Here is a 14,149-nt window from a genome sequence, read left to right on the forward strand (position 1 = left end):
TCCTGTGGCACCTTTGATTGTGGCACAAGATAGCAGGGTTTAGAGGTTTTTCCTGATATTGTAAGTATACAAAGCAACCTCATTCTGACTCTTGGAGGGGTACTATGAAACGCTGTCGCCCCCAATTTGTTGTAAACGGTTTTTTAGCTGCATTAGCGACTGTTGCTTCTACCCCTGCGTTGGCAGATACGTCGCATTTTGGCAACCTAGCTCTATCACCTGGGTTTGCACCAGCAAAAGGAACAATAGCAGGTTATACAGGTGGATCTTATTCCTTGTCCGCTATTAGCAATCGCGATCGCAACAGAAATGCCTGTATTGGCTATGCCGACCCAAATCCAGACCACATCCTAATTTTGGAAAAAAATTTTTCTCGCCTCAAGATACAAGTTAATACTGGCGGAACTGATACAACTTTAGTCATCCAAGGTCCAGATGGAAGCACGGTTCGTTGTGGTGATGATACTGGAAGAAATAAAGATGCTAGCATCACAGACACTAACTGGAAAGCTGGAACATACCGCGTTTGGGTAGGAACCTTCAATGCTGGAGACAAGCGCAACTACACAATTACCTTAGAAGAATAATGCTTGGTAGTGACCGCCAACCACTAACCACTAACTACTAACTAAAATTTATGTCCTGACAACGTTAAGATAGAGTGTAACTTGTTTGGCAAAACGAGAGTGCTATAAGCGTGTTATCTACACTTCTTGTTGACTTCCGTATAATATTTGAACGAGATCCAGCTGCCCGCAATTGGTTGGAAGTATTGTTTTGCTACCCTGGCTTGCAAGCCTTGTTATTCCATCGGCTGGCTCACTGGTTGTATATCGTTGGTATTCCCTTTCTTCCCCGTTTGATTTCCCACCTAGCTCGATTTTTAACGGGCATAGAAATCCACCCTGGTGCCACGATTGGACAGGGAGTTTTTATCGATCACGGTATGGGCGTCGTGATTGGTGAAACAGCAATTGTGGGAGACTATACCCTAATTTATCAAGGTGTCACCCTTGGTGGTACAGGTAAAGAATGCGGTAAGCGCCATCCCACTGTAGGTGAAAATGTTGTTGTTGGAGCAGGCGCAAAAGTGCTGGGCAATATCCAGATTGGTAATAATGTCCGCATAGGCGCTGGATCGGTTGTTTTACGGGATGTCCCATCAGACTGTACCGTTGTAGGTGTACCCGGTCGGATTATTTATCGTTCTGGAGTTCGAGTCGATCCGCTAGAACACGGAAGTTTACCAGATGCAGAAGCTCAAGTGATACGAGCTTTGGTAGACAAAATTGAACAACTCGAACAACAAGTTCAACAGTTGCAAAAAGAGCAGCAAAATTTGTCAGTTTCGCATCTTAACGCCACTTTTAACGAACAATACTCTTCTTACGACCATGTCTTAACTGATGGGGCAGTTTTGACAGAAACTCGTGGAAGTTGTCGGATTGAAGATAAGGTCATAGAAGAGTTTTTGGATGGTTCTGGAATTTAATTTATGACTGTTAGTGGTTAGTTGTTAGTGGTTCGTGGTAAAATTGTGGCTCGTTCAAGCAAATTGCTATTAACAGCTAACCACACTTCAGCCCTTCTTTGTGAATTCACCATTTCTGGAGATCGAGCACTCCTGGCAATAGAGCCGGGGAATGAGATAGCTCTCGCCACTTTAGTCGCGATCGCGGAGAACAATGACAATGATTGGTTGCGTCGGTATGCGGCTGAAGTTTTGATACCGAGCCGTAATAATTACTGCGAAAAAGCTTTAAATACCATAGTTGACTTAGCTCACTTAGAAAATAGCCCTGCCTTTAATCATCTACTAGTTTCCTCACAGATAATAGACCATAAAAACAAAATTGCCAAAGAATTTCTTGACCAATTTATTGGAGCTAAAGTCAAGTTAATTCAAACCTTTGAAGAAGTGGAAGACAATAAAGAAAGCCTGCAACCTTGCCATAGGTTTTCTTATGAATTAGCTCTTCTAAAAGAAGTTGACAATTTGCTGCCAATTCTACAAAATGAGCATCTACCACAAGTGTTGACAAACTTAAAAGACCAAGAGATATCCAGCGAGCTATGTTGGATATCAATCCGCAAATTGTTCATTTTTCTGGTCATGGGGCAGGAGATGAGGGTTTAGTATTTGAAGATGAAACTGGGCAGGCAAAGCTAGTTGATGGAGAAGCCTTGGCTGGACTGTTTGAGCTATTTGCGAATCAAGTTGAGTGCGTTGTTCTTAACGGCTGTTACTCGCAAGTGCAAGCAAAGGCTATCACTCAACATATTAGTTATGTAATTGGTATGAAAAAAGCGATTGGAGATAAAGCAGCAATTGAATTTGCTGTGGGTTTTTACGACGCTCTTGGAGCAGGACGGTCTGTAGAGTTTGCTTACAAACTGGGCTGTAATGCCATTAGAATGGCGGGTAATTCAGAAGATAAGACTCCTATTCTTCTGAAAAAAAATTCTGTTCTAAAGTCTAGTACATCCTCTCTAGCTTTTAAAAGTGCATTGAAACGCAGAGACTTGATATATTTAAGAGAATTTATTCAATCATGTGAAGGAAATATAGAACCTCAAATTCAAGCAGAAGTTGCTATATTACTTGGTGATTTCGACGCCTGGAAAGCTGCTTGTGCAAGTGTGAGTAATAGTGAATTGTTTTTCTGGCAAGCTAGAGGAGAATTATTAAGTGGTCAATATGATTCTTGCATTGACACTCTTCTCAACCTTATACTTAAGAACCAACTAGAGCTAAGGTTGAAGTTTAACTACCTACGGAATTTAGCGAATGCTTTTATTGATTGTGAATTATTTGACACAGCAGCCAGTATTTTAGAATTGGCTCAAAATACGTTAGATTTCTTCCAAGATAGTAAATCGCAAGTACAAATTCTAACAGATTTAGTTAGGCATTCATGTCGTCAATATCAAATAAAGCGAGCAGTTAATTACGCTAATAGAGGTATTGAAATCTGTCGGGCAAATAATTATTTATCTTACGAACAAATTTTCATGATAGAAATAATTAAATTTTGTAAAATTAATTTTTTAATTAATTCCAATAAAAACAAAGAAGATATTTTCTCAAATGAGGTTATTAAATTTATGGAAAAGCGTATAGAATTTATCAATCAAGACCTAAACAATATAATAGGTATTATGAGTTGGAATTTAGTTAAAGGAATTCGTATGATATCTAAAGGTGAACAAGAAGATGGCTGTGAGACTATAGCAAGAATATTTAAGTCTAATAGAGAAAATAAATTTAATTTTTATGGTGCTTATGAAACAGGGAAAATTCTAAATAACTATTGCACTAGTAATTGTCAAATAAATTCTTCTATCAGCGAATTTATTAATAGAATGAATAAACAAAAGAAAATTGTTATAGAAATGATAAATGATGAAAGATTAAAAAGGATTATTACATAATTAAAATTATGCAAAAACGACTCCTGCTACTTGTGGATGTAATCCAAGTGAGGATATAATGCTTGCCTCTTAAAGTTTTCAGACTTAAAGTAAGTTTTTGTCTGATTGCTCATTTAACCCATTATGTACAGATGGTTAAGACAATGATGAACCAATGGATGTTGCCTCCCAACGTTTTAAGTGATGTAGAAAGTTCTTATAACTCCAGGGAGGATCGCTTTAATTATTTTTGGCAAGTAGCTATTAAACTTAATGATGCTTGTACATTACGTTGCACATACTGTAATCAGTATGCCGAATTTGACAAATCTGTATCTCTACCTTTAGAAGAAGTACTTCATTTAATCAGTTCTCTACATAAGAACCAAATGACTAAAAGTGTTCTCTTAACAGGTGGAGAACCTTTAATATACAATGGGTTAGACAAAGTTTTATTATCTCTCAATGAGTCAAACATACCTTTTGATATTAATACTGGTCTTTTTGTAGGTTTGGATACTTTAAAATTTTTGATTGAATCAGAACCACGAACAATCCGTTACTCAATACATTCGCATAGAGAAGAAGAGCATAACGCTTTTACTCAAAAAAAATCAGGGAATAAAGTGTTTGCTAATGCACGCTTTCTCTCAACTGTTTCTAACCGGAAATAACGTATAGAAATTAATACTGCGGTCACAAGATTCAACTATAAGTCTCTTCCAGAAAGATTAACTTGGTTTATTGATGATTTTCAGCCTGAAGATATAAATTTATTTCCTGTTTACGATCGTAAAGAACTTCATCTAACTAAAGATGAAATAATTGATTATTACCAAAATATATTACCTGATATTCTCAATATGTATAAAAATCAAGCTTTTTATCAATTACCGCTTAGAGCACATAATTTGTTTGGTTACGATCGAGGAGATAATTTTACATCTGGAGCAGGTGGATACGTAAAACATTCAGTCCCTTGCCATGCAGGATCTTCAAGTATCTATATAGATAATTTTGGTAATATTTATCCGTGTATTTCCCATCAAGTACACCGACAACTACCATCATCAATTTGTATAAATAATCTTGCTCAAACTAGTTACCTCAAAAACTTACGTATTGCTTCTACTACTCCATGTTATGAGCCTAATAAAAATGATATCTGTCGGCTTTACTGTCCGATATTCTTATCAAATGTAAGCCGTTTCGTAGGAAGTTTGAAAGATAAGAATAAAGACTGATAGCATATCGTATGGCAACTAAAAGTAATGTGAATTTTCTATCTTAATACAAGACCATTTGATACGTTTGGGGAAGGGCAAGCTTACAACTGGAACAATAACCCGATTGAGAAACCCAAGACTGTTAATGACTTATACTTTGGGCATTTGAAAGAAGTAGTGAGCCACAATCTAGTAAATTTTGGGTATTTGTTTCAACGAAAGAACTTTTTGTTCCTAGCGCTTACTGCACCCAAAATAGAGAAGCGCTATAGTTTGAGTAATTAAGTCAGAGGCATCAAATTATGAATGCACAGACGGTAACTTCCTCTACCTTTGTAGAACCAAGATTTATTTTAAAAGGTGTTAGCTGGCAAACTTTTAAGGCATTAATGGCAGAAGTTGGGGACGATCGCGCTTGGAGAATTGCTTATGACGAAGGAGTATTAGAACTGAGAATGCCACTACAAGAACATGAAGTTCCTAAAGGGCTCATAGAGAGTTTTGTTGAAGCAATAGCAGATGAGCTAGAAATCGAGGTGATGAAACTTGGTGCTTTGACTCTCGAACGAGAAGATTTAACTCGTGCTGTTGAGCCAGATACTTGTTTTTATATCCAGAATGAAGCAAGAGTTCGAGGCAAAAACATTGTTCTCCCCAACGATCCACCCCCAGATTTAGTAGTTGAATCAGATTATACAAGTTCTTCTTTGAACAAGTTCATAATTTACGCTTCGTTGGGGATTCCCGAACTGTGGAGATATCACCGCCAAACTCTGCAAGTTTATCAACTTGTGGGAGCTAATTATGAACTTGCTGCTCGAAGTCTTGCTTTTCCCTTTTTACCTATTACAGAAATTCCTAAATTTATTGAACAGAGTCAAACTATTGGGCAAAGAGCAGCAGTACGTTTATTTAGGACGCGAATTCGAGAAATTTTGCAAAATAATGAGAAATGAAGGGTGCTGTTAATTATCTAAAATTTACGGATTAACCTCTGCGACAGACCAAGCTTTATATTCATCCCGCAAATACCACCATCGGTTTTGGGGATCGCCTCGCAATTCAAGACGATCGACTTTAACGGGATCGAGCAATAACAAACAAAAATTTGAGAGAGGCAAAGTTGAATCGGGAAGCAGTGGAGAGAAAGCTTCTGTGTTAGCCCTAGATTCACCGGGAACGGGCCAAGCAAATTGCAACCTAGCATTATCTGAAATCTCTTGCCAAGTTATCTGACGGGCTTTTTGCATTTCTGGTTCGGGATGATTGGCATCAACGAGAACCAGTTCTCCTGCAAGGCGAAACTGTTCGCGAGTGTTGGTAAAATACCAGCAAGCTTCTCCCCATGCTTGATAATTTATTTGGTCAAATTTTTGACTTCGGGAGTCGGTAATAATTTTTAGCTGATTGGTGTCGTCACGAAAGCCCCGAAAAACGACAGTACGATTGGCAGGACGTCCGTCAGCTTGGACGGTGGCTAATTGAAAGTAGCGTGAGTGGGGCTCGCTACGATTGCGATGAAGGGCACGGGCAAGGGGCGATCGCCAAGGGGCAAGAGTTTCCATCCCCAATCCCGAATTTTGCACAACTACCCTCCACATATTTCTTACTGGTATAAATATACTTCATAATACTCCCAGAAACAAACTGCTTGCAGAAGCTAGAGTTAGCTCTATAGAGTTAATCATATCTACTTATTAAGGTAATATTTCAAGCTAATACAGGTTAAATCTATCTGTTTTTGTTGTAGCTTTACACTTAGCGCAAATCTCATAATTTTTCAAGCTTTACCCTCTCATCTACTTGGCGTATAGTCATAATCTGTGTCAGCAGCAACAAGACTAGATTATGGTTCGTGAGCTTGAAAGAGAACGTCTAAAGAGTGCAAAATTTCCAGAAACCGCCCCAGCAGCCAATCCAGTGTTTTTTAGAACCTATAGCCGCCGTAAAGAGGCTGGGGTGAGAGAAACTTGGGAGCAAGTGTGCGATCGCACTTTATCGGGTTTAATTGAATTGGGTAAACTTTTGCCAGAAGAAGCTGATATCTTGGAGCGGATGCAGCGAAGCTTAAAAGCTTTACCTAGTGGAAGATGGTTGTGGGTAGGAGGTACGAACTGGTTATTACAGCCAAAGAATTTCTCTGGAGCCTACAATTGCACCTCTACCAATGCGATAGATTGGAATGCTTTTGGGCTAATGATGGACTTAGCGATGATGGGCTGCGGTACTGGAGCAATTCTAGAACCCAAATATATTAACCAACTGCCTCCCATCCGCAATCGTCTTCAAGTAAAAGTACAGGGAGAAATTGGCAGTACTTCTTCCCAACAGCGTCGTGAGGAAACAGAGGTCAACATAGAGGGCAATCTCGTGACAATCCGTGTTGGAGATAGCCGTCAAGGTTGGGTACAGTCCTATCAAAGACTGTTGGAACTCTCAACTGATGAACGATTTACAGAAGAAGTTCAAGTTATTGTCGATATTAGTGATGTACGTGAAGCAGGTGAGCCACTTAAGGGCTTCGGAGGCGTCGCCAATCCTGTAAAATTGCCTGGGCTTTACGAGCGCTGTGCATCGATTTTAAATAAAGCTGTAGGAAGACAGTTAAATTCCGTTGAATGCTGTTTGTTGATTGATGAAGCTGCCGTCACAATTGTTGCAGGTAACATCCGCAGGTCAGCTGGTATTCGTCAAAGTGCCAGTGACGATCGCTTATTTGCAGATGCAAAAGCTAATCTTTGGCAGCAGGATGACAATGGCAACTGGCGCATCGATCCAGAACGTGATGCTCTCAGAATGGCAAACCACACAAGAGTTTTTCACCAAAAACCAACATTAAATGAATCTATTGATGCTGTTCGCAAACAATACTACAGTGGTGAAGGTGCAATTCAATGGGCAGGTGAAGCTGTAGCCAGAGCTAACTGCGATTTACTCGTAACTCAAGAGCAAAAAGTAGATTTTCTCAAAGCTTATACACTAGGTAAAGCAGAAGATTGGTTGCAGGAAAAATATCCTCAAATTTCTCAAAGTGAGTTAGAGCATCGTTTAGCTCGATTTGGCTTAAATCCGTGTGGTAGATAATTTTGCCTCACGTAAAAAACTGGGGAAATTCAGGGAAAGCTAAACGGTTAAAACATTTTTCCGCATGCCAATCCTGAGCTAACCTTGAGATTTAAAAGTCTTTTGGAAGTGCAACGCATAGGGGTTGAACCTTTTCAGCGAACAGTGAAAGTTTAGAACTGAAGAGAATAGAAGACCCTCACGAGTCCCCGGCTACCTAATGGTAGAAAAGATATGCTGAACTGAACTGGGCTTGACCAGTTGTATCCCAGTTATGGGTATGAGGGAAACCTCCAGAGCTAGAGGATAAAAAGCCTCTGGGGTAACAAAATGGAAATTATTGGTAGCGATTTTCACTGTAATTTATCAGAAATCCACTTAAATCAAATCGACCCACTTAACTACAAGGAACAAGAAGAAGCTTTCACTGCAGGAGCGCTTTCTGTAGCATCACTTTTGCATCACAAGTTTCTAGAACCCCGCTATCAATACAGCCGTGAATTAGACCCCATTGTGGGTGTTTCTTTCACAGGCTTATTTGATTTCTTTGTCCATGCTTTTGGTGTTGATTGGCTGCGTTGGTGGGCAGAAGGAAGACCTGAAACGACGGAAGGTTTGTCTTTTAAGCGTCGGGAGCAAGAATACCTAAGTTTCTGGAAAGATACCGTTCATCGTGTTGTTTGGGATTACTGCGCTCGCCACAGTCTCAAACGTCCCAATCGTTGTACCACTGTTCAACCAAGCGGTACCAAGTCATTATTAACTGGCGCTAGCCCTGGATGGCACCCTCCCAAGGCACAAAGATTTATTCGGCGGATTACCTTCCGCAAAAATGACCCAGTTGCCTTGGCTTGTATTGACTACGGGTACAATATTATTCCCTCCCAATCTGATAAGGATGAACGGGGAAATTTGTTAAACGATCCCTTCGATCCACGAGTCAGCGAATGGCTTGTTGAAATCCCCGTTTCTGTGCCTTGGGCTCATCTACCAGGTGCTGATGAAATAGACATCAGTCAATTTAGCGCCCTCGCCCAAATGGATTTTTATATGCAAGTCCAAAAGTTTTACGTTACACACAACACCTCAGCAACCATTGAACTTCGAGAACACGAAGTTGAAACCTTGGGAACTCGCATCTATGAAGCTATTAGAGATGATGAAGGGTACATGAGTGCTGCACTGTTAGCTAGGTTTGATGACCATCAAACTTTTCCGCGCCTGCCTTTCGAGCCAATTTCTCAAGAGCAATACGAGCAGTTGATGAAAGAAGTGGAGATGCGCCGTAAAACTGATGATTTTCATGCTGTTTTAAGCAGATATGACTTTGGTGAGTTAATGGAAGCAGGACCTGCAGGCTGTGACTCAGATAAATGCATGATGCCCGAACAAAGCTCAACAAATAGTCATTAGTCATTAGTCAATGGTCATTAGTTAAACAATTAGACTATTGACTGTTGACTTTGAGCTAGGGACTGCCGGTGTAAATTGAGCTATTTCTCAGTACGTTACGATAATCTTAAAGGTCTTAAATTTTAATTACGGCACCAGGAGATTGTTTATGTTCCTTGATGAATTGACACCAATATTTCAAGAACTTGTCCAGCACCCAATCTCATTCATGAGTGGATTCGTCTCTGGTATGCTGCGACTGAATCTTGCAGATGACCCTGTTAAAAGTTGGCTTTCACAGCAACTAAGTACAAATACTTACAATTCTTCAACAACTGAGGCACATAATGGCAAAGCAGGTGGTCCACAAACAATTTCTATTGATTGACATTTCCTTTGCCGTCCATGGGATAGGATTCTTAGTTCATAAACTTGCCTTAATTTTGTCTGCATAGGGTTTATGGTTTAGGGTTAAGGGTTAGCGAAGCTAACCCTTAACTTAATTTTAATAAGTACTAAAAAGTAAATTTTGCATCTATTGAAATAGGTAGATTTTAATCTAAAAACTTAAGAAAAAATAATTAACAATCCATTAACCATAGAACAATCAGGAAATATAAGCCAGACTAATTTCAACTTATATATGTTTGTAAAAACTCATACTTGGAAAAACAACACAATCAGTTATGATATGAGCGTATGCAAAAATTTAGCTTAACAATTGGTTGACTGGTAAATCACGCAACTCTCAGGAGTCGTATGTCTATTACAAGTTCTTCCATGTGCTAACCGGATGGGACTAAAGCCGTCACTACTGCTTGTTTCACCTGTTTATTTAGGCTGACTTTTTGCTTTTCGTTGCGACTTACGTGATTCACATGACTATTTACGTTGGAAATCTTTCCTACCGCGCCACTGAAGCAGACTTAAGAGTGGTTTTTGCAGAATATGGCGAGGTCAAAAGAGTTGTTTTACCTACTGACCGTGAAACAGGTCGGATGCGTGGTTTTGCTTTTGTTGACATGGACGATGACGCCCAAGAAGACGCTGCCATATCAGAGTTAGATGGAGCTGAATGGATGGGTCGTCAACTCAGGGTCAATAAAGCCAAACCCCGAGAAGAAAGCACTAATGGCAATGGCAACCGCCGAGGTAGTTGGGCGAAAAAGCAAGAGTCTTATTAAAGATAGAACACCATAATAACAAATTTTTCTCCAGTTACGCAAGCTATTTGGTGCTGTGTTCTTCAGGAACAGTTCACCAAGGAATTTCATAAGCCTACCTCCGACAGGTTGTGACATTATGAGATAGGTCACAATTTGTCGGGTTTTGCTACGATATAGTATATATAACAACAGGAAACACATGGGTGGGTTGTGAGTTTCCACGCCCCAACTCGATTGAGTTGCCCCGCGAGTGGGTGCTTGAATAACAGTAACATGAAGAAATTTGTGATTTACTAGCAATTATACTGATTGCCCGACCATGCCTCTCTATCTAAAGATTTAAATATTGTAAGTGGCAACAGTATTTTACATATCCAGTTATGTCAGGTAAATTTACTGGGTAAGCAATTCCAAACAGGTATTTAGACTTAGCTAGTACCATATTCAGGTAACGATTCTTTAGTTTATCTAAAATCACATTTCAGTGGTCAATTTACCTTTCTAAGATAGAGGCAGCAACCAATAGTTGTGACGCATGGGATGAACCGAACCAACACCCACTCTTTAGGGAGGACATAACAATGACTAGAACGCCGGAATCTCTGGAATCTGTAGGTAACGAAGCAGCTGACCGGGCGTTAGACCGTGATTGTACAACATTATCCCGTCATGTCCTACAACAACTTCAAAGCTTTTCGCCTGAAGCACAGGATTTGAGTGCGCTGATGAATCGAATCGCCCTTGCTGGTAAGCTGATTGCTCGTCGCCTCAGTCGTGCAGGCTTAATGGAAGGGGTTCTCGGATTTACAGGGGAAGTCAATGTGCAAGGAGAATCCGTAAAAAAAATGGATGTCTATGCTAATGACGTCTTTATCTCGGTGTTCAAGCAAAGTGGTTTGGTATGCCGCCTAGCTTCTGAGGAAATGGAAAAACCTTATTATATTCCCGAGAACTGTCCTATTGGGCGCTATACTTTGCTATACGACCCAATTGATGGTTCATCCAACACTGATACAAATCTCAGCTTGGGTTCTATATTCGCGATTCGTCAGCAGAACGGAACCGATTTTGACGAAGATGCCAAAGACTTGCTGACTTCAGGACGCAACCAAATTGCTGCAGGATACATACTGTATGGGCCCAGCACGATGCTGATCTATACTATTGGTAAAGGTGTTCACTCCTTTACCCTCGACCCCAGTTTAGGAGAGTTTATTCTGACGGACGAGAACATCCGCATTCCCGAGCACAGTTCCATATACAGTGTGAATGAGGGGAACTTTTGGCAGTGGGATGAACCAATCCGGGAATACATCCGCTACGTTCACAGAACCGAAGGTTACACTTCTCGCTACAGTGGAGCGATGGTCAGCGATATTCACAGAATACTGCTGCAAGGCGGCGTATTTCTTTACCCCGGTACACTTCCAAAACCTGAAGGGAAACTGCGTTTACTTTATGAATCTGCGCCTTTAGCCTTTGTCATTGAGCAAGCAGGTGGTCGTGCTACTACTGGACATACGAACATTCTAGATGTGGTGGCAAAGAAACTACATCAACGCACACCTTTGATTATTGGCAGCCCAAAGAATGTCGCTAAGGTAGAGTCTTTTATTCAAAATGGACATTAGTTAGGGGTTAGTAGTTAGTGGTTAGTGGTGAGTAGAACAAAATAACTGCTAACTACCGACTACTAACACAAATAGCACCAGTTAAATAAGTACAGCTATGGCAACCAATCAACTACTGAAAATTAAAAAATACGGTCAAAGTATCTGGATGGATAATTTGAGCCGTGACATTATTCAATCAGGCGAACTCAAAGATTTGGTTGAAAATAAAGGAATTTGTGGAATTACCTCTAACCCAGCTATCTTTGAAAAAGCGATCGCGGGGAATGCTATTTATGATGCCGATATTGAAGCAGAAACCAGCGCTGGATTACCTGATTTTAGCCTTTATCGTGAAAAAAAAGCAAAATTATTCCGAATTAACCCTGAATAACTGCCATAATTTGATACAATTCTAGCATATTTTCCCGTTTGCTGGCTGGTAAAACAGCAAGTCAGGAACAAAACTAGTTAACTGATAAACAGCAACTTAGCTGCTAACTGAGGTTCAATAACAGTTTAGTGAGAGCTAATTGCGGTTTCTTGCTGAGCTTTCAGTTGGGACTCAATTAAGGGTACTTTAGGAGCCAGAAAAAATCCAATCAAACTAGCAAAAAGAATTGGGGTGAAGGGGCTAAAATTAGTCAATTTTGACAGCAGCAAGGTTGTGCTTACAGGTGTACGCGTTACGGCTGCATTCAGGGCTGCCATTGTACAAATCATAGCAAGTGTGGGATTAAATCCGGGAATTAAGGAAGCTACAGCTTTCCCCAAGCAAGCGCCTGTGAAAAATAGGGGAATGATAAATCCTCCGCGCCATCCTCCAGTGACGGTCACACTAATGGCAGCCATTTTCGCGAAAGCAAGCCCGAACAAGAAAACTGTCGGAAAGCTTTGACCAACCACGATATCTAACTCATCATGTCCAAAATAACGGGTAAGGGGTAAAAAGGCAGCTAAAATACCAAGTCCCAAGCCAGCTAGTGTTGTCCGAACATAAATGGGTCCAGTGATGTGGGCAAAAATGCGATCGCACGTGCGAAAAATGCCCATAAAAAGCCACCCAGCCACAACTCCTATAATTCCAAACACAATAGCTATAGCAAAATCATCAATGCTGTCTATGCGATATTGGGGAAAATGCCAGGTTGGCGCAATTCCCAAATGTGTAATTGCGGCAAAAACCAGATAACTCGCACAACTCGAAACAATAGCAGGCATTAAAGCTTCGTAATACTCCACAATATGCTGGTGGTGCAAAATCTCCAGAGCAAACATAGCCCCACCAAGAGGTGCGCCAAACAAAGCAGTAAAGCCTGCAGCCATTGCAGCCAAACTCATCGACCTCACATCTTCACCTTGGAGTCGCAAACGGTCAGCAACCCAAGTCCCAAAAGAACCCGTTACCTGTACCAGTGGCGCTTCCGGACCTGCACTACCTCCTGCTGATATACTGACCAAGGAAGCAAGAATCATGGAAGGATTTTGACGGGTATCCAAACGCCCGTTACGAACATGGATGTTATCAACAATCGCGGCAATTTCACCGGGATTTCCCAGAAAATGAATGACTAAACCAAGTGCTAACCCGGCGATTGGCATGACTATCAACAGACTCAAACCCTGAAATTTTTGCAGCCCGTGAACCATCAATTCCAGGACACTCCAGTATAATCCAGCAAATAAACCGCAAACAGTCCCCACCACGACCCAACGTAAAACCCAGCGAGAAATGGTGAAGGGATTGCGCCGTACTAGTCCAAAAAGCTGAGAGACTGTCCAACGCTGAGTTTCCTGAGTAGGAGGGCGCTTGTTTGGTAGCACTGCTGATATTCCTTTTAAAGTGAAACAAATGTTACGAAATCTTGATATTTTCTATGGTAACGCGTCTGGGGGACAGGGTAATCGCTAAACCCTCAATCTCACCCCCAAGGTAGTGTGTAGCCAGCAATAGGAAAGTCTAGGCTGGGGTATGTCGAGATTGGACAACTATCTATGTCTAGTGATGCAACAACTCCCAATCAAGCCGAAAAGACAAATCCTCAAACCCATGAGTCAGATTTAAGCCCCGAGATGCTTGATAGGATTAAACATCCTCCCAAAATGGATGATGTTTTACTTGGTTTATCAGCAGATGAACGTAGGGGAAATCCGGCAGTCGTACCGGAAATGCTAGATGAACCAACCGATGAAATAATTGGTTTTACCAAGGAATAGTTACAGGAATTAAAGGCGAAACGTTAAAATTGCAATCAGTATTTTGCTGCCATTGTTTTTCGCC

At 40.8% G+C, this 14,149-nt stretch carries 13 protein-coding genes and 2 pseudogenes; 13 read left to right on the plus strand and 2 right to left on the minus strand.

Going from position 1 to position 14,149, the window contains the following annotated elements:
* Positions 1-104 precede the first annotated feature (104 nt).
* From ACYRY3_RS38600 to ACYRY3_RS38630, 7 genes are all read left to right on the plus strand, one after another.
* Positions 105-587, plus strand: a complete 483-nt coding sequence (locus ACYRY3_RS38600) for a hypothetical protein (protein ID WP_460207034.1) — start codon at positions 105-107, stop codon at positions 585-587.
* 110 nt (positions 588-697) lie between these two features.
* The gene (gene cysE / locus ACYRY3_RS38605) at positions 698-1,492 is read left to right on the plus strand and encodes a serine O-acetyltransferase (RefSeq protein WP_460207035.1); all 795 of its coding nucleotides are present in this window, start codon (positions 698-700) and stop codon (positions 1,490-1,492) included.
* Positions 1,493-1,537: 45 nt separating this feature from the next.
* Positions 1,538-2,137, plus strand: a complete 600-nt coding sequence (locus ACYRY3_RS38610; protein WP_460207036.1) for a hypothetical protein — start codon at positions 1,538-1,540, stop codon at positions 2,135-2,137.
* The gene (locus tag ACYRY3_RS38615) at positions 2,074-3,432 is read left to right on the plus strand and encodes a CHAT domain-containing protein (protein ID WP_460207037.1); all 1,359 of its coding nucleotides are present in this window, start codon (positions 2,074-2,076) and stop codon (positions 3,430-3,432) included. Before ACYRY3_RS38610 ends, ACYRY3_RS38615 begins: the two co-directional genes overlap by 64 nt.
* Before the next feature lie 62 nt (positions 3,433-3,494).
* Positions 3,495-4,085 (plus strand): radical SAM protein, encoded by a 591-nt coding sequence (locus ACYRY3_RS38620; protein WP_460207038.1) that lies wholly within the window; start codon positions 3,495-3,497, stop codon positions 4,083-4,085.
* Between the two features lie 189 nt (positions 4,086-4,274).
* Positions 4,275-4,655, plus strand: coding sequence for a hypothetical protein (locus tag ACYRY3_RS38625; protein WP_460207039.1), 381 nt, complete (start codon positions 4,275-4,277; stop codon positions 4,653-4,655).
* Between the two features lie 284 nt (positions 4,656-4,939).
* A complete protein-coding gene (locus ACYRY3_RS38630; protein WP_460207040.1) occupies positions 4,940-5,593 on the plus strand; it encodes a Uma2 family endonuclease in 654 nt (217 codons plus the stop codon).
* Positions 5,594-5,617: 24 nt separating this feature from the next.
* On the opposite strand, the gene ACYRY3_RS38635 is transcribed toward ACYRY3_RS38630, so the two are convergent.
* A complete protein-coding gene (locus tag ACYRY3_RS38635) occupies positions 5,618-6,202 on the minus strand; it encodes an Npun_F5749 family FMN-dependent PPOX-type flavoprotein (protein ID WP_460207190.1) in 585 nt (194 codons plus the stop codon).
* A gap of 283 nt (positions 6,203-6,485) precedes the next feature.
* Here ACYRY3_RS38635 and nrdJ point away from each other — a divergent pair.
* The 5 genes and pseudogenes from nrdJ to ACYRY3_RS38660 all read left to right on the plus strand — a co-directional run.
* A pseudogene (gene nrdJ / locus ACYRY3_RS38640) lies at positions 6,486-9,113 on the plus strand (ribonucleoside-triphosphate reductase, adenosylcobalamin-dependent).
* Between the two features lie 148 nt (positions 9,114-9,261).
* Positions 9,262-9,480, plus strand: a complete 219-nt coding sequence (locus tag ACYRY3_RS38645) for a hypothetical protein (RefSeq protein ID WP_460207041.1) — start codon at positions 9,262-9,264, stop codon at positions 9,478-9,480.
* A 490-nt stretch (positions 9,481-9,970) separates the two neighbouring features.
* Entirely contained in the window at positions 9,971-10,276 is a 306-nt protein-coding gene (locus ACYRY3_RS38650; protein WP_460207042.1) for an RNA recognition motif domain-containing protein, read from the plus strand.
* A 563-nt stretch (positions 10,277-10,839) separates the two neighbouring features.
* Positions 10,840-11,889 (plus strand): class 1 fructose-bisphosphatase, encoded by a 1,050-nt coding sequence (gene fbp / locus ACYRY3_RS38655; protein WP_460207043.1) that lies wholly within the window; start codon positions 10,840-10,842, stop codon positions 11,887-11,889.
* Between the two features lie 97 nt (positions 11,890-11,986).
* A pseudogene (locus ACYRY3_RS38660) lies at positions 11,987-12,220 on the plus strand (transaldolase family protein); the annotation flags it as partial.
* 167 nt (positions 12,221-12,387) lie between these two features.
* Here the strand turns inward: ACYRY3_RS38660 and ACYRY3_RS38665 are convergent.
* Entirely contained in the window at positions 12,388-13,692 is a 1,305-nt protein-coding gene (locus ACYRY3_RS38665; protein ID WP_460207044.1) for a chloride channel protein, read from the minus strand.
* A 171-nt stretch (positions 13,693-13,863) separates the two neighbouring features.
* Here ACYRY3_RS38665 and ACYRY3_RS38670 point away from each other — a divergent pair, with 171 nt between their 5' ends.
* Positions 13,864-14,085 (plus strand): hypothetical protein, encoded by a 222-nt coding sequence (locus ACYRY3_RS38670; RefSeq protein WP_460207045.1) that lies wholly within the window; start codon positions 13,864-13,866, stop codon positions 14,083-14,085.
* The last annotated feature ends 64 nt before the right edge of the window (positions 14,086-14,149 follow it).

Source organism: Scytonema sp. NUACC21 (assembly GCF_054684315.1).

Coding starts and splice junctions, on each gene's coding strand:
- ACYRY3_RS38600 (WP_460207034.1), top strand. CDS start 105: ATGAAACGCTGTCGCCCCCAATTTGTTGTAAACGGTTTTTTAGCTGCA.
- ACYRY3_RS38615 (WP_460207037.1), top strand. CDS start 2,074: ATGTTGGATATCAATCCGCAAATTGTTCATTTTTCTGGTCATGGGGCA.
- ACYRY3_RS38625 (WP_460207039.1), top strand. CDS start 4,275: ATGTATAAAAATCAAGCTTTTTATCAATTACCGCTTAGAGCACATAAT.
- ACYRY3_RS38630 (WP_460207040.1), top strand. CDS start 4,940: ATGAATGCACAGACGGTAACTTCCTCTACCTTTGTAGAACCAAGATTT.
- ACYRY3_RS38635 (WP_460207190.1), bottom strand. CDS start 6,202: ATGGAAACTCTTGCCCCTTGGCGATCGCCCCTTGCCCGTGCCCTTCAT.
- ACYRY3_RS38645 (WP_460207041.1), top strand. CDS start 9,262: ATGTTCCTTGATGAATTGACACCAATATTTCAAGAACTTGTCCAGCAC.
- ACYRY3_RS38650 (WP_460207042.1), top strand. CDS start 9,971: ATGACTATTTACGTTGGAAATCTTTCCTACCGCGCCACTGAAGCAGAC.
- fbp (WP_460207043.1), top strand. CDS start 10,840: ATGACTAGAACGCCGGAATCTCTGGAATCTGTAGGTAACGAAGCAGCT.
- ACYRY3_RS38670 (WP_460207045.1), top strand. CDS start 13,864: ATGTCTAGTGATGCAACAACTCCCAATCAAGCCGAAAAGACAAATCCT.